Origin of the sequence: Desulfomicrobium macestii, from assembly GCF_014873765.1 — a bacterium.
GTDB classification, from domain to species: Bacteria; Desulfobacterota; Desulfovibrionia; order Desulfovibrionales; family Desulfomicrobiaceae; genus Desulfomicrobium; species Desulfomicrobium macestii.
In genome coordinates this window covers 21,851-40,691 of record NZ_JADBGG010000001.1, presented here as the reverse complement: position 1 = coordinate 40,691, position 18,841 = coordinate 21,851, and the positions used below count along the sequence as shown (strand labels likewise).

The window sequence follows — 18,841 nt, the reverse complement described above, 5'->3', positions numbered from 1 at the left end:
AATTATTCCTTTCTGTCATGATGTTTCACCGGCAAAAGGATTGTAAATTCGGTACCATGACCGACTTCGCTGTCGAAGCGGATGATGCCGCCCAGTTTGTTTATTATGGAGTAGCTGATGGAAAGCCCAAGCCCCGTTCCCTCTCCTACTCTCTTGGTCGTGAAGAACGGATCGAAAATGCGCCGCTGGACCTCCTTGTCCATGCCCGGACCGTCATCACGTATGCTGATGCGCACCATATCCGATTCATCATCGTAACCTGTGGATACCGTGATGTTACCGTTACGGCCTATGGCATCGATGGCATTGTTGAGGAGGTTGAGAAGCACCTGCTGAATCTGGGCAGCATCGGATTGAATAGTCGGCAGATCCTGAGCCAGATTCCAGACGAGCTGGATGTTCCGGAACCGGATTTCATTGTCCAGAAAAGCGGAGGTCTGTTTGAGCACATCATTTATGTAGAGATCGTTGCAGACAGGCTCCATTCGCCGTGCAAAACCCAGCATGCGATGCACGACCTGCCCAGCCCGTTCGACATGATGCTCGATTTTATCCACGGCGTCTCCGAATTCCTGAAAATTCGGACTTGCCTTCACATCCTCTTCTTCCAGCAGATCCCTCATCCAGCCAGCTTTTTCCCGGATAACTGCCAGCGGATTATTGACTTCATGCGCCACGCCAGCGGCCAGTTTTCCCAGCGCCGCCATCTTGCTGGACTGGATCAATTCCTCGTTGAGTTGAGCCTGCTCCCTTTCACTGCGCTCCTGCTGTGCGACGATCATGCGCGTGATCATGAGGGTGCCGACTATGATGAAAATGATGCCCCCACCAACCACGGCCCATGTCGCTGTCTGGGTCTCAAAAAGGGGCTGGAGTTCTCCGCGCATGTCCTCCTCGATGACCAGAAGCCAGTTTTTCTGCTCCAGCCAGATCCCTCCGACGAACACTTTCTTTCTCTCGGACTCGAATTCTGCCACCTTGGCCCCGGAAAATGGACTGCCGAGAAAGGCCGCGTAGATTTCCTGGCTTTTGTTTCCGAACCTTGGTTTTGTCTGCAATTCGCCGTTGCGATTCACAAGGTAGGCGTCACCAAGATCCCCGAGTTGCAACCAGCGCACCAAAGAATCAAAAATATCCGAGTCGATGGTGGCCCGTAAAATCCAGACCTTGCCTCTCTCCTGCTTTTTTACGGCGATGATCATGTGAGGGAAGCCGCGAAATCCCTCAAACACGTCAGAAACGTAGATCTTCCGAACCATTACCTGGTTGAACCATTCTTCGTTTTTGTAATTCACCTCGGAGAGATTGTACGGTCCGGAGTAGCTGACATGCACCCCCTCCTCGTTGATGAGTCCCAAATCGATAAACGTACGGGAACTCAACTGCATCGTGCTCAGAATCTGCTCGAGTTTCTCCTGGGAGGAGAGGTCTTCAATGGAGTGGGCATAGGCAAGGGTGCGCAACTGGGAAACCTGTTCCCGCAAAAAGAGATCGATTCCCTGACGTTTGTTCTCGGCCAGGGTCATCAGATTGGAGCGGACTTTGGTGTGGTAGGCCGAGGCGAACATGGAGTACATGGTCGCACCCAGGACGATAAGCGGAATCAGCGAAAAACCCAACGCCGTGATGGCAATCTTTGTCCCGAGATCCTTGAGCCCAAATACAGACATACGTGCTCCTGAGGAATACTTCCTGAAACAACCAATGACCCGTTATTCAACTTGGCAGATCACCCATAGCCGACCCCGGAAGAGGGTGCAACAGCGATACCGATCAGGACGAATCGCCGCCCGAGGGCCACACGTAACGCGTCGAGGGACCACGACCTATCCTTGCCAGCAGGCCGCGGCCGACCAGGTCCTGGAGGTCATAGCTTGCGGTTCTCTTTGAAATGCCGCCATCGAGAAGATCGAGCAGGTCCTTGCTCGAAATGCTCCCATGCCCCCGTACATACTCGCATGCTATGACCTGCCGGGGGTTCAGATCCAAAGGCAATACTGTGTCATGTTTCTTTTTATCAGTTCTTGCGGGAAACGAATTTTCAAAACCGTCCCCTTTCTCCCGCACAAACGAATCCGCACTCTGGTTTAATGCGTCATCCTCATTTCTTGCCTTGCCGTTGATGCCCAATTGCTCGGACTGGATCACGCGCCCCTCGGACATCACGGCCGCCGTTATGATCACATGCTTGAGTTCGCGGATGTTGCCTGGCCAATCATAGGAGACAAGGGCTTTCAGGGCCCCGCGCGAAAGAGCGAGATCAGATCTTCCAGCCATGTGTTCCCCCTCTTTCAGGAAGTGCATGGCCAAAAGCGGGATGTTCTGCCGCTGCTCCCGTAACGGAGGGGTTGTGATGGTAATGACCTTGAGCCGGTAATAGAGATCCTCACGGAACTTCCCTTCACCGATCAGGGCCTTCAAATCGACATTGGTGGCCGTGATAAGACGCACGTTCACGTCCACATCCTGGTCGCTGCCCAGCGGCTTGATCTTGCGCAGGGACAGAGCTCGCAACAAGGCTTGCTGGACCTTCATGGATGCGGACTGAATCTCGTCCAGAAACAGCGTCCCGCCATCGGCCTGCAGAAAAGCGCCGCGCCGGTCCCCCTTACCGTCCGTGAACGCCCCTTTGACGTGACCAAACAGGGAATCGAGCAAGAGATTCTCGTCCAGTTCACCGCAATTGATTGAGATGAAGGGTTTGCCGTTTCTGGACGACAGGCGATGAACGGCTTCGGCGGCCAATTGCTTGCCCGTACCGGTCTCGCCTTCGATAAGCACGTCCACTTCGACCTGGCTGGCCTTGATGATGACGCGTTTCATCTGCTTCATGTGCGGCCCCGAACCGACAAGTTCCGGAAAGTCCGCGTCCAATGTGGATATGGAGGACCCCATACTCAGTTCCGCCGGTTCTTTCAAAGCCACGGACTCGATCTTCAGGTCCTTTGACTTGATCTCCTCAAACTGCGCCTGCAGTGTCCTGATCATGGAATTGATCGAATCCTTGAGCATCTCTGCCTCATAGCCCGTCTCGATCAGACGGACTTCCTCCCACTCTCCCTTTTCCGTGAGAGTCTTCACCGCATAGGCAAGTTCCTGCAGACCCAGCGTGGTGCCCCTGGCCACCAGAGCAATGGCCAGCACCAGAACCAGCACGGAAATGGCGCTGATGATCAGCATGACATCGATGTGCCTGTAACCTGCGAGGTCGACCAGCACGCTGCGGTCTTCGTAGGCGATTCCGCCGATGATTCTTGCGTCCTGATCCGGGGCCAGGTGCAGGCGTACCGGAGCGTAGGCAAGAAAATGGTCACTGTAGGGCGAAGCGGACTCCACTCGATTGAGCGACCGGACAATGTCCTTGTGCCCATCGCGGACATCCTCGACGGTCTGCCAATAATTTTCGTTCCGCTCCGAGGGACGGAACGCCTCTGGCATACCGGGTCTGCCCAGAGTCCCGGACAAGGTTTTCCGGATATTCAAGGTACGCAGAGGCGCATCGTCACCCTGTTCCGATTCGGACTGGAAAAGCACCCACCCCCCCACATCGAAAAAAAAGGTGTACCGCTGAAACTTTGGATTGCGCGAGAAAGCGAAAACGGGAGAATTGGACGACTCATAGAGAGAGAGCACATTGCGGATCATCTTGGCGTTAAGCGAAAGATAAGCGTACCCGTCCAGTTCTCCGTCAGGACCCACATAGGGAGTCACCATACGCAACGCGACACAGGACATGCGTTCTCGCGGATTGTCAGCACTGGGATAGGGAGTTTCCACCTCTTTAAACTCCGACAGCCACACTTCACCCGCTTTCAAACCGCGAACATGCGCATACAGAAGCGCTGGACCGGGCCGAATGCCGTTCACTTCATCCTGCGTCAATCGTATTTCTTTCCCCTCGCGACTCACAAAAACAACAGGATCTGCTTCACGCAGGGGAATGAAGCCGAATTCCGCAAACTCAAGGCCGTCGAGTTCCCGAATATCCCTTAAATAGCGGGCCATATCCTCCGCGCTCATGGGATTGCGGGCCGCAAAAAGAAGCTGCCGCTTGCAACGCTCCAGCAACGTTTCCACCGCATAGGCGGTGGAAACGGCATGAATCCGTGAGTTGCGTTCAAGGGCGAGGGAGATAAATTCCGATGACGCCCAATACGTTGCATATCCCATCAGCGCGAGCACGATGAGAGACGTGGGGATAAGCGTCACGAGCAGACGCGTTCGGAGTTTACGCCTGGCTGGAACAGGTCCACCGGGCCGCATCCGGGATGCCCATTCCAAAATTACTTTCGGCTTGATCATGCTTCCTCCATTTCTCCACCCCTTCCGAAACAGCCTCAAATCGCGCAAATTTTCCTTCCCGATAACAGACACCGTACACTTTGCTCAAGAAGAAAAAGAGCAATATACAGCAAAAATTACGCAACAACATTGCCAAAAACCGAGAGAGCACAAACTATTTGTGAATTTTATATCAAAATAATATTATTTAAAAACAGAGTTTTAGATATAAAAATTCATATCGCGCAAAAAAAACTTGGCACAGGAATTGTTAATCACTCCACAGTGTTTGCAAGATTATTTAACGACTTGAAATCGGCAATAAACCTGTGTCGGAGGCGAAGATGGTGCACAATCATCAATTCCGGCCCAACCCCAAGGAGCGATGGATAATGGAAGCATCCGTAAAAGATTTCATGGTCCCCATAGCCAAATTTCCCAGGATATCGGACACGGCAACTTTCTCAGGAGCGGTCATGGCTCTGGAGAGGGCCAACGAGGAATACCTTTCCGGCAAGCGCGAACAGCGCATCCTGCTGGTGACCGACAGTGAAAACAAGGTCGTCGGCAAGCTCTCACCCCTCGACGTGGTCCGAGGACTCGAACCGGACTACGAAAAACTGGTCGACGAACAGAGCAGCGTGTACGTTGAAAAGTTCAGCTACGTGATCCAGCCCATGAAAGAGCAGACCACCCTTTGGGCCAAACCCCTGGACGACCTCTGCGCCATTGCCAAGGATATCCTGGTCAAGGATTTCATCCAGCCGCCAAAATCATCCCAGATCATCGACCAGGACGCGAACCTGAACAATGCCTTCCACCGCTTTGTCATGTTCAAGCATGACTCTCTTTTCGTCATGGACGGCAAGAAGCTCATTGGCGTGTTGCGCTTTTCCGACGTGTACAAGGAAATTGGCCGCAGAATCAAAGAATCGTGCGGCCTCTGAGTCACCTTCTGTTCAAGCGATGTTGTCACTGCCAAGCTAACATATTGAATAATAAAGGAGAAAATCCATGAGTGCACAAGACGTGCGAGATACTTCCCCAGATGAGCTCCTCATGCACGAAGAAGAGCCCCAGGGTCCGACTCAGTCATCCAAATCCATGATCATCAAATTGCTCATCGCGCTTGGTCTTTTTCTGTTCATTTACTTTCTGCCCCGTCCGGAGTCCCTCCCGGTGGAAGCGCATCGTCTGGGCGCCATCCTGCTCCCGATCGTGTTCCTATGGGTATCCGAAGCCATTCCCATTGGCGTTACCGCCCTGCTGGCCACGGCGCTCATGATCATTTTCAAGGTTACGGGCAGTTCGCAGGCCTGGGCTCCATACGCCAACCGGACCGTCATGTTCGTCATGATGATCATCATGTTCGGCGTCATCCTGAACGAGGTCGGCCTGGCCAAACGCCTGCTTTTCTTTATCCTGAAATTCGCGGGAACAAAGGTGAAGCAGCTCAGCTTCTTCATAGCCATAAGCAGCACCCTGCTCTCGACCCTCTTTCATGACGCGACCATCACCATCATCATGCTCTTCGCCATTGTACCCCTCTTCCAGAGCATGGGCATCACGCCGAAGAAGAGCAACAACCTGAGCAAATTCTTCATCATCCTCATTCCTCTGGCGGCATCGGCCGGCGGCTTCGGCACCATGCTCGGCGGCGGCCGCTGCGCCCTGGCCGTGGACATCACCCAGAAGTACCTTCTGGAGGCCACGGGCGTCGCGGTCAAAATCGGCTTCCTGAAGTACGCCATCGTCGAATTCCCGGTCTCCATCTTCACCGCCATAGCGACCTGGGCCATCTGTTTCCTGTACTTCCGACCCAAGGAAAAGGAACTTCCCGCATCCGTGAAGATCGAGTCCATGCCGCCCATGAGCAGCGCTGAAAAGGGTGTGGCAGCAATCTTCTCCGCCGCATTCATCATGTGGTTCGCCGGCGACCTGACCGGCTGGCATGTCAGCGTGGTCGCGGCACTGGCCCTTGCAGGCTTCTGTGCTCCCGGCTGGGTCTCTTTCAAGACCATCTGTGACAAGTTCCCGTGGGAATCCTGGATCGTCTTCGGCTCCGGCGTCTCCCTGGGCGCGGCCATGCTCTCCAGCGGCCTTGGCAAGTACCTGGCCGAAGTCTGCCTGCCGCTGCTCCAGGGGCACTCCCCCTTCGTCACCTATTACGGCATCGGCCTCTTTGGCTCGGCCCTGTCGAGCATGATGAGCAACTCGGCGGCCGTGGCCCTGAGCCTGCCCGTGACCCTACCCATGGCCAGCATGATGAACATGAGCGTCGAGACCGTCGGTCTTCTCGCCCCCATGACCACCTCCTTCATCATGCTCGTCATTGGTTGTCCTCCCACAATCATCGCTTACAGCACCGGATACTTCACCCAGGTCGAGTTCTCCAAGGTAGCCATCCCCTGGTGCCTCACCCTGCTGGCCATCTGCGTAGCCGCGGCACTGACTTACTGGCCGATGATCGGATTCAACTAAGCATCCTGTTCAAAGGGAGGGGAAACGCCCCTCCCCCCAGCTCATTGATACTCTCTTTAGTATACCTTCAGTTGCAAGAGAGAATAGTATCAGTAAACGACGAATGGTTGTCCGTCCCTACGTGACGGTCAAAACAAGGAGGATATAATGGAAAATTTGCCAAGATTGCTTCTTATCGACGATGAAGACCGTTTTCGCGAAACGCTGGCCAAGCGTCTGACGGAAACCGGATACAAGGTGAGCGAGGCCGCCAGCGGCATGGAAGCACTGGACCTGCTCTCCACCAACAAATTCGATGTGGCCATACTCGACATCCGGATGCCGGGACTAAGCGGCATCGAAACCCTGGCTGAAATCCGCGCCAAGCACCTTAGCGTGGAAGTGATCATGCTTACAGGACACGGTGACGTATCCTCGGCCGTAGAAGGCATGCGCCTCGGTGCCTTTGACTATCTGATGAAGCCCTGTGAATACGAGTACCTCGTAGTCAAGATCCAGGAAGCCTATAAAATCAAGAAAGACCGTGACGAAAGGCTGCACAGGGCAGAAGAAAAAGCCCTGCTGGATAAACTGCAGAAAAGATGGGTCTAGCGTTCCAACATTGTACCGATCCTAGATAACGATAGCGGACCGACACAGTCGTAATAGTCAAACCGGGGGGATTACATCCCCCCGGTTCAACCAGAAGAACCAAGGAAGACATCCAAAGGTCTGGCACGCCTGAAGACCAATGTACGTTTCGAGACATCTTTGCATCCTCTCTCCATGTTAATTCAGGCAATTGCGATTCTGCAGAGAACCGGCGAGAATATCTTGAAATGAAAACATTGTTACGGTATTCACAAACAATAAACATACCCGAACCAATGCAGTGTCACTTCCATGAGGAGGAAATAATGGATTTTTTGCCCAAATTGCTTCTGGTTGATGATGAAGAAAGGTTTCGAGAAACTCTGGCCAAGCGGTTGCAGGAGACTGGCTACGAAGTCAGCGGTGCGAGCAGCGGCATGGAAGCCCTGGACCGCCTTGCGGCGGAAAAATTCGACATCGTTATTCTTGACATCCAGATGCCGGGTCTCAGCGGCATCGAGACGCTGTCGGAGATTCGTGGAAGACACATCGGCGTCGAAGTTATCATGCTCACCGGTCACGGCGACGTATCCTCGGCCGTGGAAGGCATGCGCTTGGGTGCCTACGATTATCTCATGAAACCATATGAATACGAATATCTCGTGGTAAAAATTCAGGAGGCCTACAAGATCAAAAGAGATCGCGACGAACGCCTGCGCAGGGCGGAAGAAAAGGCCATACTCGACAAGATGCACAAAAGCCTGGGCTTCTAATTCCACCCAAGGCTGAAATTATCCGTCGTTTCCCCTCCGGATCGCTTTCCCTGGGGAAACGGCTGTCCCTTTGCAATGAGGTATTGATGCAGGAAAATTTCAGTTTCAACGAAGAAGAACACGGACGTCAGCCGAATTTGCGGAAATCATCCCAGCCGCACGAGAATAGCAGCTACAAGCCGCTGCATAATCTACCGCGGGGGAAGGCCTGGAATCCTCCGATACTCAAAAAATGGTGGTTTTGGCCGGCAAGCCTGGCGGGACTCTTCGCTTTGAATCTGGCGATCTCGCTCTGGAGTCGCTTTTTCGACAATTAGACCCGATTGGCGGCTTCCATTTTTGCTCCCGCTGCTGGTAAAATCGGAATTTCCCGGCCACATTGTTTTATTGTTACAGCCGGCTGCCCAGCAGCAACAACGATTTTTCCGTTTTTTGAATGCTTTGAATCCATGGCGTCCGGCTGTTCTGGATGGCCCAAGGACCTCAGCCTGCTCCGCATCTTTTGCGTGAAGCGCAGGTCCTGGCCGGGAGTGCAACTCTGGATGGATCAGGCGGAAATCGCCTGCCCGGGAGAGCTGCAGCGCGGAAGCGGCATGGATTCAAACACGGCCGGCATCATCACGCCGGTCGGGGATTCTTCATTCCGCTTGGAAAATGAGGGAGCCCAGCGACGGGATTGCGTCCACCGCCGTGCACCCGCGCTTGAAGAAAAAAGGCGGATTTCACATCCGGCCACACTGCTAAGGCAAAGGCCGGCACACCTCGAAGGAGTTATCAATGGAGCCAATGACCGTGAAAGAACTGATGATCCCGGCCGAGCATTTCCCCCGGATTTCTCAGGAGGAAACGTTCGGAGCCGCGCTGAGAGCGCTGGAACAATGCCGCATTGATTTTCAGAGCGGAAAAAAAAGCACATGCATCCTTCTCGTCCATGACGGGAAGGGACACATCGTGGGCAAGGTTTCTCCCATGGACCTGCTCATGGCCCTCGAACCCCGCTATTCAAGACTGAAGGTCAATGTCGGAGAATACTCCCGAAGCCATTCCTACGACAAGATGATCGGAAGTGCGCTGGACCAGGCTGCACTGTGGACGACCCCACTGCACGAACTCTGTACCGACGCATCGGGGATTCTCATCCGGAATTTCGTCAGCAGCCCCTCTGCGGGCCAAACCGTCATGGTGACTGACAGCCTTGACAAGGCCCTGCACCGATTCGTCATGAATCGTCATGATTCCCTGTTTGTCACCGACGGTGGGCGCCTTGTCGGCATGCTCGCCTTTTCGGACGTGTACGCGCATTTATCGGCAACCATGAAGGACGCATGCGCAATTTCACCCATAATGAAAAAAGATCTTCATGGAGTGCCATAATGAGCCACGAAAATATCGATTACAGAAATCACCCCGAAGATGAACTCCTCATCGAAGAACACCCGGAAACGTCCGAGCAGTCGGGCCGTACGATCATCATCAAGACCCTCATCTCCCTGTCCATCGGCCTCGGAATTTATCTTCTGCCTACCCCGGCCAATCTGCCCGTCGACGGGCACAAATTTTTGGCCCTGCTCCTGACCGTCGTCCTCCTCTGGGTCACGGAGGCCATACCCATCGGCGTCTCGGCCCTGTGCGCCGCCGCGGGGCTCATCCTGTTCGGCATCCAGAAGCCGACCGACGCCTGGGCGCCATTCGCCAGTCCTGCGGTCATGTTCGTGCTCATGATCGTCATGTTCGGCGTGGTCTTGAACGAGGTCGGCCTGGCTAACCGCATCATGTATTACATTTTCAAGATGGCCGGAACAGGGGTCAAGAAACTTAGCTTCGTGCTGGCCGTCGGGTGCACCATGCTGGCCACCGTCTTTCACGACGCGACAGTCACGGTCATCATGATCTTTGCGCTGGTTCCGGTCTTCATGGCCATGGGAATCACCCCGCAAAAAAGCAACAATCTTTCAAAATTCTTCATCATTCTCATTCCATTAGCCTCCTCGGCCGGCGGTTTCGGCACCCTTCTGGGCGGCGGCCGCAACCCTCTGGCCCTCGAAATCCTGCAAAACTTCACGCGAGACGCGGGTCACGAGGCGACCATCGGCTTCCTGGAGTACATCGTCATCCAGTTCCCCATCTGCATCCTGACCGCCGTCACCACTTGGGGCGTCCTGTGGATGATTTTCCGGCCCAAGGAAAAAGAACTCCCGGCCGAGGTGAGAATCGAAAAAATGCCTTCCATGCGGGGAAAAGAACTCGGCGTTACCATCATCTTCGGAGTGACCTTCCTGCTGTGGACATTCTCGGACCTGACCGGACTACACTACAGCGTCCCCGCCGCCCTGGCCCTGGCCGGATTTTGCGGCCCAAAGTTCATTTCATTCAAGACCATCTGCGACAAATTCCCCTGGGAGTCCTGGATCGTCTTCGGTGCCGGTGTATCCTTGGGCGGAGCCATGCTCACATCCGGAGCGGGCAAATACCTGGCTGAGGTCTGTCTGCCGCTGCTTGAAGGCCAGCCTTCGTTTGCGGTCTTCTACGGAATCGGCTTTTTCGGCTCATTCCTGTCCAGCCTGATGAGCAACTCCGCGGCCGTGGCCCTGACCTTGCCCATCACCCTGCCCATGGCGGAAATGATGAACCTCTCTCCAAAGGCCGTGGCCATGCTATCCCCCATGACCACCTCGTTCATCATGCTCGTCATTGGTTGCCCTCCGACGATCATCGCCTACAGCACGGGATATTTCTCGCAGGCTGAGTTCATCAAGGTCGCGGTCCCGTGGTGTCTGACCCTGCTTCTCGTCGCGACCATCAGCGTACTGGTGTATTGGCCCCTGATCGGCTTCTACTGATTCATGGTTGCGAAACCGTTTCTTCAATCCTAAACAAAACCGGGAAGGTACCCGTCTTCCCGGTTTTTTTCCAAAAACGACCCGCAGCAACAACCCAAACCGCCAAACGGCACGGTGGGCAGATGACTCCTCAACGTCTGGAAATGCACAGAAAACGGCTCAAAAACGCGATCGTCCTGTTCACCGTGGCCCCGGCCTTTCTCGTCGCCGTATGCGTTCTGGTCTACGCACTCAAAAGTGTTGACACCGAACACAGCCGTGCCGCCGAATCGCAACTCGCCGTCGTCGCGGAAGCAGGAAGGGCCAGGGTAGAGTACAGCATGGATTCGGCCGGGGCTCTTTTGGGGATGCTGCTTCAACGTTCCGGTAAGATGTCCGCGGAGGAACTGCAGCACGCCTTCACTTCCCTTGGCCACTCCATGGACTGGATTGACGGCATGGACGTGATGGATTCCGGAACTGGCAGCAGGGTCATGGCCGGCCAACCCTTGCCGCAGGAACTGCCGCCAGCCTCACGGACCGAAAGCGGTCTCCTCGTCACCGATGTTCAGGCCGGCAAGGACGGAACACCGCGCTTTTTCATCGCCATAGGCGAAGGGACGGACCTGTCTTCGGCAACCGTCAGACTTTCCGTCAACGCCTTCCTCTTCAGTTCCCTGCTCGACCGCGAGCGCCTCGGACGCACCGGCGAGACGTTCCTCGTCAACGATGCGGGAATCCTGCAGACCAGGGCCGTCCTGCACGGAGGCATCCTGGACCGTGTCGACGGCTCTCTGGTCACTAAGGACTCCGGTGTCACCAAGATTGCCCGGCGCGAATGGTCCGGCACCACTCTGCTTTACGTCGCGCTCCCCCTGGACAACCTTCCCGGCTGGCTGCTCGTAACCCAACGCGACAACAGGGAGATTTCCGAGACCCTGCACCACACCATGACACGCTTCGCGGCCTTGGCCGTCATCTGCCTGCTTGTCCTGGGCGCGGCGTCCCTGCGGGCGGTAAAGAAGTTCACGACGCTCCAGGAAGAGATGGAGACGGACTCTGGCCGTCTGCGGGAGTGTGAACTGCAGGTTCAGAAGCTCGACGCCATCAGTCAACTGGGAGTGGGCATCGCCCACGAAGTCAACAACCCCCTGGCCATCATCGGAGAGGAAGCGGGCTGGATGCAGGACCTGCTCCGGCGTGATTCTTTCAAAGACCATCCCGACGCCGGAGAACTCAGGGAATCCCTTCGCCAGATCGTGACTCAAACGGCTCGCAGCCGCGAGATCACTCACAAACTCCTCAGCTTTGGCGGCAAGACCGACGGCACGATTCGCGACGTGGAAATGAACACTCTCGTCACCGACGTTGCCGCCTTGAGACGCCGTGAAGCATCGCAGCGAAACATTGAAATCCGAGAGGAACTCGCCTCGCGGCTGCCCGTCATTCTCAGCGAACCCGCCCTCCTGCGCCAGCTGCTTATCAACCTGATCAACAACTCCATGGACGCCATGCCCGAAGGCGGACCCATCACCATTTCCACCGCCCCTTCGGAAGGAGGCGGCGTCCGTCTGCAAGTTCGCGACACGGGTTTCGGCATCCCCCGCGAGAACCTCGACAAGATCTTCGATCCCTTCTTCACCACCAAGCCACCCGGCAAGGGCGCAGGCCTCGGGCTATCCATTTCCCATGGCATCCTGCAGCGTATCGGCGGAAGGATTTCCGTTGACAGCACTGCCGGGCAGGGCACTACCATAACAGTCGAGCTTCCCCTTGAAGCACGACCGTTCATCAACTGACGAGAACGCCATGAGAATTCGCTCTGGAAATCTGGCGCATGTCGCATGCAACTGGTTCATGCGCAGACCGACCCCCCCGCAACCGATCCGGCTGGCCGAGCGCCTTCGGATCTTCCGGCGGTCGCTGCCGTGAAGACGACGACCGGCAGGAACCTCGCAGCTCCCGACGCCCATCCGGAGATGAAACGAAAGTATCGTTTCTTCAAAAGTCTGCTGGCCAGCAACAACCACATCCTCGAGGAAATGGCCTGGCTCGAGCGCATGGTCTATGAAGGCCGCTCCTTCACCCAGGAAGATGCGTTGGTGCACATGCGAGGACTGCTCGAGCACGGCTGTTCCCTGATTGAAGACATGAACGCACTGGCCAAGGGGCGATTCACAACTCTCTTCGGGCGCTTGCAGCATGTAGGCGGAGCGGCCCTGCGCGCCCTCCTGCGCGAGCGGACATTCGACGGCCAGGACCTCGTCCTGCCGCTTGATGCAATCTCTCTTGAAAACCTGGACGAAGTGGGTGGCAAGGCCGCGAACCTCGGCGAGGTCCGCAACCGTGTCGGCCTGCCGACGCCGTCGGGCTTCGCCGTGACGGCTTCGGCAGCAGCCCTTTTCCTTGGGCATACCGGGATTCTCGAAACTTTCCGGCACCAACTTGTCGGAATCGACATCACGGACATAGGCGCCCTGGAGCGGATTTGCGCCAAAGCCAGCGAAAGAATCATGATTGCGCCTCTGCCCCCTGACCTGGACAAGGCACTGCAGGAGCAGGCGCGAGGCATGGTGTCCAGGTTCGGCCCCGACGTGCGTCTGGCCGTGCGTTCATCTGCAGTCTGCGAGGATTCCGATGCTTCTTTCGCCGGCCAGCACGCGACCGTTCTTGGCGCCACCCCCTTCGCCCTCCCGCGGGCCTGGAGCGCCGTGGTAGCCAGCGCCTTCACCGCCCGGGCCGTTTTCTACCGTCGTTCCAAAGGCTATTCGGAGCAGGACGTGATGATGAGTGTTCTGGTCCTGAACATGGTTCAGGCCAAGGCCAGCGGCGTGCTCTACACCATTGATCCAAACTCCGCCCACAGCGACGATGTGCTTCTCTCGGCAGCCTGGGGACTCGGGGTGAGCGTCGTCGACGGATCCTCGCATGTTGACTTCTGGCGCATCCGGCGCACGGACCGAACAACCGTCACCGCCGAGACAGGAGACAAAACCTCGGCCTTCACCATTCTGCCCCAGGGTGGTATCGTCTCAAGGCAAGTGCCCGACGAAGACCGGAAACGATCCTGCCTGTCAGGCGATCAGGTCCGTACCCTGGTCGAATACGGCCTGCGACTCGAAGCACACTACGGCATGCCCCAGGACGTGGAGTGGTCCCTCGACCATGAAGACCGCCTCTTCGTCCTGCAGTCCAGGCCGCTGATGCGTGCCGAGGGAACCGACCGGGCCGAATGCTGCGAGTTCGTACCCGGTCGGACCCCGCTCCTGTGCGGCGGCCAACCGGCGGCCCTTGGGATGGCTTCAGGCATGGTCTATTCCGTGCAGTCCGATCACGCCCTCGATGACATACCAAAAGGTGCAATCCTGGTCGCAAGACAGACATCGCCGGCCTATGTGGCCGCCATGGGCAAGGTCGCCGGCATCATCACGGACATCGGCAGCGCCACGGGACACATGGCCTCCGTGGCTCGCGAATTCGGCATCCCGACGCTCGTGGATGTGGGCCGCGCAACCCATCTTCTTGCACACGGGACGGAAGTCACCCTCGACGCAACCAACGGGGTTGTCTACGCAGGCCGGGTCCAGGAAATCCTCTCGGAACGAAGACCCGTCAATCTCATGAAGGGCAGTCCCGTCTACAAGGCCCTGCAGGAGGCGCTGAAGTTCATCATCCCTCTGAATCTGGTCGACCCGCAGATGCCAAATTTCACGCCCGAGGGATGCCAAACCCTGCACGACATCATCCGCTTCTGCCATGAAGTGGCCATGCACGAGATGTTCCGGCTTTCGGACGAACTCCCGCACGCGCAGAGCGCTGCCCACGAACTGCGCACCGGGTTGCCTTTCAAGATTTTCCTCTACGACCTGGGCGATGGCGTCGTGCCGCGTGAGCGCGGCACCACAGTCGGCACAGAAGAACTCCTCTGCGAGCCCCTGAAGGCACTCCTGAACGGAATGACACATCCCGAAGTGGCTGGCGGCCAGGACGGCGCCATCCCGGAGGCCGCGAGTTACGCCGTCGTATCAAGAAGTTACGTCAATTTCAGCGGACGGCTCGGCAACCACTTCGCCACGATAGACGCCTATGCCGGGCCGGTCATCAACGACAACTACATCACCTTCTCCTTCAAGGGCGGCGCCGCCGAATACGTTCAGCGTGTTCGCCGCGCCACGCTCCTGGCCGGCATCCTGCGCCGGCTCGGATTCCGCGTCAGCCAAAACGGCGACGCGCTCAAGGCGGAAATCCGCAAATATGACGAAAGCCGTTTTCTGGACCGGCTGACCACCCTTGGGAGACTGTTGGCATCAATCCGCAGCCTCGATCTGCGCCTCGACGATGACGAGGAGGTCTCCCGAAAAATCGATGAATTTTTCAAGGGTGGCCACTCCTTTCCTCGATACTGAACGCTTCCCTGCCCTGTCCCCCTGGCGGGACTGGCCGTCCGCCAACGTTGCAGGCCGGGCTTCTTTTGTGTCAGAAGACAACGAGATTGACCGAACGTTCCCTGCAATAGGTATACAGCCACCGGGAACCCCGGCATGGAGCACGAATGAGTTTGATGCAGCGCGTCCGAAACTTTTTTTCCCCTACCCCGCCCCCGCAAGAGGAAGACAGCGGACAGGATGACGAGTTCAAGGCCAGATATCAGGCCTTTCGACGGCTCCTCTCGGCCAACAACACCGCCCTGGACATCATGACCGACCTCGAAAGCGCGGCCCTGGGGCATCGGCATTTCGGCATGCACTTCCTCAGGTCGCGGGTCACCGGAGCCACGGCCAAGGTTTTTTCCATCGTTGAAAACCTCCTGTTTCTGGCCCCGGGCAAGTATCTCGGACTGCGGGACGCCATGCGCTCCATCCAGGAGAATATCCAGCAGGAACTCTCCCTGCGCCAGACCGCCCGCCGCAATGACCTGATTCTCGACCTGGATCGCATCACGGCTCGCAACATCGACGACGTGGGCGGCAAGATGGCCAACCTGGGTGAGCTGCGCAATGCCCTGCAGGTGCCGGTCCCTGACGGATTCGCCATCACCGCCCAAGCCTACATGACCTTCATGCAGCACTCTGGTCTCTGGGACGAAATCAACTGCCTCGTACTTGGCCACCCCATGGCCTCCCATTTCGCGGCCGGGGCCGCCCAAGCGCCCGAACCGGACGAAGAACCGCAGACGGATCAGCCCATCGCCCTGCTGGAAATGTGCGCCAAGATCCGGGGCATGATCCTCGCAGCCGAGGTTCCACCCGAGCTCGAAAGCGCGATTCTCGGTGCCTACGACAGACTCTGTGAACGCGAAGGGTCCAATGTCCGCGTGGCGCTGCGCTCGAGCGCCCTGGGCGAAGACAGCGCCGGAGCATCCTTTGCCGGCCAGCACAGATCCCTTCTGAATCTTGACCGGGACAGCCTTGTCGATGGCTACAAGGAAATCATTGCCAGCAAATATTCCGCTCACGCCATGACCTACCGCTACATGCTCGGCATCCGGGACGATGACGTGCTGATGTGCGTCGGGTGTCTGGGCATGGTCACCTCGCAGGCCGGAGGTGTCGCCTACACGGCCAACCCGCTGAACGGCGTGGGTGCCCATGTCCGCATCACTTCCGCCTGGGGAGTTGCCAAAGGCGTGGTCGACGGTACTGCGACCACCGACGAATTCATCGTGGAAAAGGAACCTCAGCCGCGAATTATTGAAAGAAAGGTGCCGCGCAAGGAATCGTCGCTGGTCTGTTCGGCCGCTGAAGGCGTCTGCCGGGTATCGGTCGATCCGGCGCTCTGCGAGCAACCGACCCTGAGCGACCCCCAGATCATGGACCTCGCGACCATGGCTGTCCGCATAGAAAAGCATTACGACATCCCCCAGGATATCGAATGGGCCTATTCCCCGGAGGGAAGGCTCGTCCTCCTGCAGACACGACCGCTGGAAGTTCGCCAGGATCAGTCCGCTTCGGAGCTGCTCCCGGGGGTGACTCCCCTGGTGCATGAAGGCCAGACCGCCAGTGCGGGTACAGCCCACGGCGTGGTGCACATCGTCCGCAAGGACGTGGACATCCTCGTGCTGCCCGACAACGCCATCCTGGTCTGCGTGGAGGCCGCGCCCAAGAGGGCCGCCGTCCTGAACCGCTGCCAGGGCGTCATCACCGAGCAGGGCAGCGTCGCCGGCCATCTGGCCAACGTGGCTAGGGAATTCAAGGTCCCAGGCCTGTTCGGCGTCCCGTCAGCCACAAGCATCCTTGAAACCGGCCAGGAAATCACCCTCGACGCCGACAACTGCGCGGTCTACGCCGGACTCCAGGAAACCCTCCTGGACCGCAAGCCACAGCGGCCGAACATGATGGCAGGAAGCCCGGTCTTCCAGACGCTGCAGCGCGTCAACCGCCACATCATCCCCCTGAACCTTCTGGACCCCGACGGGCTCGACTTCACTCCGGCCAACTGTAAGACGCTGCACGACATCACCCGCTTCTGCCATGAAAAATCCGTGCAGGAGATGTTCAGTTTCGGCCGCGACCACAATTTTTCTCCCAGGTCGAGCAAACAGCTCAAGACCATCGTGCCCATGCAATGGTGGATCATCAATCTCGAGGACGGATTTGTCAGCGATACCGGCGACAAGATGATCCCGCTGGACAAGATCACCTCCGTTCCCATGCTCGCGCTGTGGCGCGGCATCGTGGCCTATCCCTGGGATGGCCCCCCGTGCATCGACTGCAAGGGCTTCATGTCGGTGCTCTTCCAGTCCGCGACCAACAGGAACCTGGAACCGGCCATGGCGTCCCAGTTCTCGGAAAGAAATTATTTCATGATCTCGAAACACTTCTGCAACCTGCAGTCGCGGTTCGGCTATCACTTCACGTCCGTGGAGGCACTGGCCGGGCCAAGACCGCGTGAAAACTACATCCGATTCCAGTTCAAGGGCGGAGCTGCGGATCACCAGCGCAAGGTTCGCAGGGCGAAGTTCGTCGGAGAAATACTCGACGAATTCAACTTCCGGACCAGAGTGCGCGAAGACGCGCTTTTCGCCCGGCTGGACGACTGCGACCAGAAATTCATCGAGAATCATCTTGAAATCCTGGGACACATCCTCATCCACACCAGGCAGCTGGACATGATCATGAACAAGGAAGACGTGGTCCAATTCTATAAAAAACGCATCCTGAATCAGCTTCACGCGATGATGGATGCAAAAAACAAGGCCTGACAAAGGCTTGCGTACGAGGAAAAATGAGCGACAGATCCAACGAAAACACACCAAGCCATGCCGTCATGCGCGGAGTCATCATCGGCGGCTCCATCGGCATGATCGCCAGCTGGTTCGGCTACGAGCCGGTCAAGGCCTTCTTCATGGGCATCGTCTGCGGTATTTTCGCCGCCGCTACCAAGATAATGGCCGACAGGATGCGCAAGAAATAGATCTTGACTTTCGCTTGCATTGCAGTACTAGGTGAAATCAAGAACCTGCCGCATGCGGATTGAAATGGTTCCAATTGTCTCCAAGGTGACGTTCAAAAGAAACCGACAACCAAATCTGTACTGCAGAGGCGTGTTGGAAGGAAATCAGGAAAAAACCTCTATCACAGGCGTGTCGGCTGTAAACATTCCTAGGGAACATCTTTCGCTTTGAAGAAAGAGGTGCGTTGGTCAGAAACCAAAAACAAAATGTTGGTTGAAAGGCGCGTTGGAAGGAAACTCCCAAGGTAACACAGGTAACAGACTTGTAGAGGCGTTTATTCCAGTCACAATGACAACATGGATGCCAACCTCCGGCCCAGAACAGGCCCGGCGAACTGATCGGAATCACATCGCATCTGGTTTTTAGTCATCTCGGTTTTACGCGAGGCGGGAAACGAAAGTTTCCCGCCTCCCTCTTTTTGTGATTCCATGAACAATTCTCGCTTGCGGGCGTTGCATATGGCG

At 56.8% G+C, this 18,841-nt stretch carries 14 protein-coding genes; 11 read left to right on the top strand and 3 right to left on the bottom strand.

What is annotated here, in order from left to right; all coding sequences use genetic code 11:
* Positions 1-2: 2 nt before the first annotated feature.
* Both H4684_RS00175 and H4684_RS00170 read right to left on the bottom strand, forming a co-directional pair.
* Positions 3-1,670, bottom strand: coding sequence for a sensor histidine kinase (locus tag H4684_RS00175; RefSeq protein ID WP_092188407.1), 1,668 nt, complete (start codon positions 1,668-1,670; stop codon positions 3-5).
* 103 nt (positions 1,671-1,773) lie between these two features.
* Positions 1,774-4,302 (bottom strand): sigma-54-dependent transcriptional regulator, encoded by a 2,529-nt coding sequence (locus H4684_RS00170; protein ID WP_192622463.1) that lies wholly within the window; start codon positions 4,300-4,302, stop codon positions 1,774-1,776.
* A gap of 455 nt (positions 4,303-4,757) precedes the next feature.
* Between H4684_RS00170 and H4684_RS00165 the strand changes: the two genes are divergently transcribed.
* From H4684_RS00165 to H4684_RS00145, 5 genes are all read left to right on the top strand, one after another.
* Positions 4,758-5,228, top strand: a complete 471-nt coding sequence (locus tag H4684_RS00165; RefSeq protein WP_225940154.1) for a CBS domain-containing protein — start codon at positions 4,758-4,760, stop codon at positions 5,226-5,228.
* Positions 5,229-5,295: 67 nt separating this feature from the next.
* Positions 5,296-6,762 carry an SLC13 family permease gene (locus H4684_RS00160; RefSeq protein ID WP_092188413.1) on the top strand — a complete coding sequence of 489 codons (1,467 nt, stop codon included), beginning with the start codon at positions 5,296-5,298 and terminating at the stop codon, positions 6,760-6,762.
* A 147-nt stretch (positions 6,763-6,909) separates the two neighbouring features.
* Positions 6,910-7,353: a response regulator gene (locus tag H4684_RS00155; RefSeq protein WP_092188415.1), complete on the top strand. Its 444-nt coding sequence runs from the start codon at positions 6,910-6,912 to the stop codon at positions 7,351-7,353.
* Between the two features lie 305 nt (positions 7,354-7,658).
* The gene (locus tag H4684_RS00150; protein WP_092188417.1) at positions 7,659-8,105 is read left to right on the top strand and encodes a response regulator; all 447 of its coding nucleotides are present in this window, start codon (positions 7,659-7,661) and stop codon (positions 8,103-8,105) included.
* A gap of 86 nt (positions 8,106-8,191) precedes the next feature.
* Entirely contained in the window at positions 8,192-8,422 is a 231-nt protein-coding gene (locus tag H4684_RS00145) for a hypothetical protein (protein WP_192622462.1), read from the top strand.
* Here H4684_RS00145 and H4684_RS00140 read toward each other — a convergent pair.
* Entirely contained in the window at positions 8,419-8,556 is a 138-nt protein-coding gene (locus tag H4684_RS00140) for a hypothetical protein (RefSeq protein ID WP_192622461.1), read from the bottom strand. The two genes, H4684_RS00145 and H4684_RS00140, sit on opposite strands and share 4 nt — an antisense overlap.
* A gap of 326 nt (positions 8,557-8,882) precedes the next feature.
* On the opposite strand from H4684_RS00140, the gene H4684_RS00135 reads away from it, so the two are divergent.
* The 6 genes from H4684_RS00135 to H4684_RS00110 all read left to right on the top strand — a co-directional run bounded on the left by H4684_RS00135 (position 8,883) and on the right by H4684_RS00110 (position 18,337).
* Positions 8,883-9,479 (top strand): CBS domain-containing protein, encoded by a 597-nt coding sequence (locus tag H4684_RS00135; protein ID WP_192622460.1) that lies wholly within the window; start codon positions 8,883-8,885, stop codon positions 9,477-9,479.
* Entirely contained in the window at positions 9,479-10,945 is a 1,467-nt protein-coding gene (locus tag H4684_RS00130; RefSeq protein ID WP_092188423.1) for an SLC13 family permease, read from the top strand. Before H4684_RS00135 ends, H4684_RS00130 begins: the two co-directional genes overlap by 1 nt.
* A gap of 122 nt (positions 10,946-11,067) precedes the next feature.
* A complete protein-coding gene (locus tag H4684_RS00125) occupies positions 11,068-12,723 on the top strand; it encodes a sensor histidine kinase (RefSeq protein ID WP_192622459.1) in 1,656 nt (551 codons plus the stop codon).
* 45 nt (positions 12,724-12,768) lie between these two features.
* Positions 12,769-15,330 carry a PEP/pyruvate-binding domain-containing protein gene (locus H4684_RS00120; protein ID WP_192622458.1) on the top strand — a complete coding sequence of 854 codons (2,562 nt, stop codon included), beginning with the start codon at positions 12,769-12,771 and terminating at the stop codon, positions 15,328-15,330.
* 146 nt (positions 15,331-15,476) lie between these two features.
* Positions 15,477-18,125 (top strand): PEP/pyruvate-binding domain-containing protein, encoded by a 2,649-nt coding sequence (locus H4684_RS00115; RefSeq protein ID WP_192622457.1) that lies wholly within the window; start codon positions 15,477-15,479, stop codon positions 18,123-18,125.
* Positions 18,126-18,148: 23 nt separating this feature from the next.
* Entirely contained in the window at positions 18,149-18,337 is a 189-nt protein-coding gene (locus H4684_RS00110; RefSeq protein ID WP_092188431.1) for a hypothetical protein, read from the top strand.
* Positions 18,338-18,841 lie beyond the last annotated feature (504 nt).

Coding starts and splice junctions, on each gene's coding strand:
- H4684_RS00125 (WP_192622459.1), top strand. CDS start 11,068: ATGACTCCTCAACGTCTGGAAATGCACAGAAAACGGCTCAAAAACGCG.
- H4684_RS00145 (WP_192622462.1), top strand. CDS start 8,192: ATGCAGGAAAATTTCAGTTTCAACGAAGAAGAACACGGACGTCAGCCG.
- H4684_RS00115 (WP_192622457.1), top strand. CDS start 15,477: ATGAGTTTGATGCAGCGCGTCCGAAACTTTTTTTCCCCTACCCCGCCC.
- H4684_RS00155 (WP_092188415.1), top strand. CDS start 6,910: ATGGAAAATTTGCCAAGATTGCTTCTTATCGACGATGAAGACCGTTTT.
- H4684_RS00130 (WP_092188423.1), top strand. CDS start 9,479: ATGAGCCACGAAAATATCGATTACAGAAATCACCCCGAAGATGAACTC.
- H4684_RS00170 (WP_192622463.1), bottom strand. CDS start 4,302: ATGATCAAGCCGAAAGTAATTTTGGAATGGGCATCCCGGATGCGGCCC.
- H4684_RS00150 (WP_092188417.1), top strand. CDS start 7,659: ATGGATTTTTTGCCCAAATTGCTTCTGGTTGATGATGAAGAAAGGTTT.
- H4684_RS00140 (WP_192622461.1), bottom strand. CDS start 8,556: ATGGATTCAAAGCATTCAAAAAACGGAAAAATCGTTGTTGCTGCTGGG.
- H4684_RS00120 (WP_192622458.1), top strand. CDS start 12,769: ATGCAACTGGTTCATGCGCAGACCGACCCCCCCGCAACCGATCCGGCT.
- H4684_RS00175 (WP_092188407.1), bottom strand. CDS start 1,670: ATGTCTGTATTTGGGCTCAAGGATCTCGGGACAAAGATTGCCATCACG.
- H4684_RS00165 (WP_225940154.1), top strand. CDS start 4,758: ATGGCTCTGGAGAGGGCCAACGAGGAATACCTTTCCGGCAAGCGCGAA.
- H4684_RS00135 (WP_192622460.1), top strand. CDS start 8,883: ATGGAGCCAATGACCGTGAAAGAACTGATGATCCCGGCCGAGCATTTC.
- H4684_RS00110 (WP_092188431.1), top strand. CDS start 18,149: ATGAGCGACAGATCCAACGAAAACACACCAAGCCATGCCGTCATGCGC.
- H4684_RS00160 (WP_092188413.1), top strand. CDS start 5,296: ATGAGTGCACAAGACGTGCGAGATACTTCCCCAGATGAGCTCCTCATG.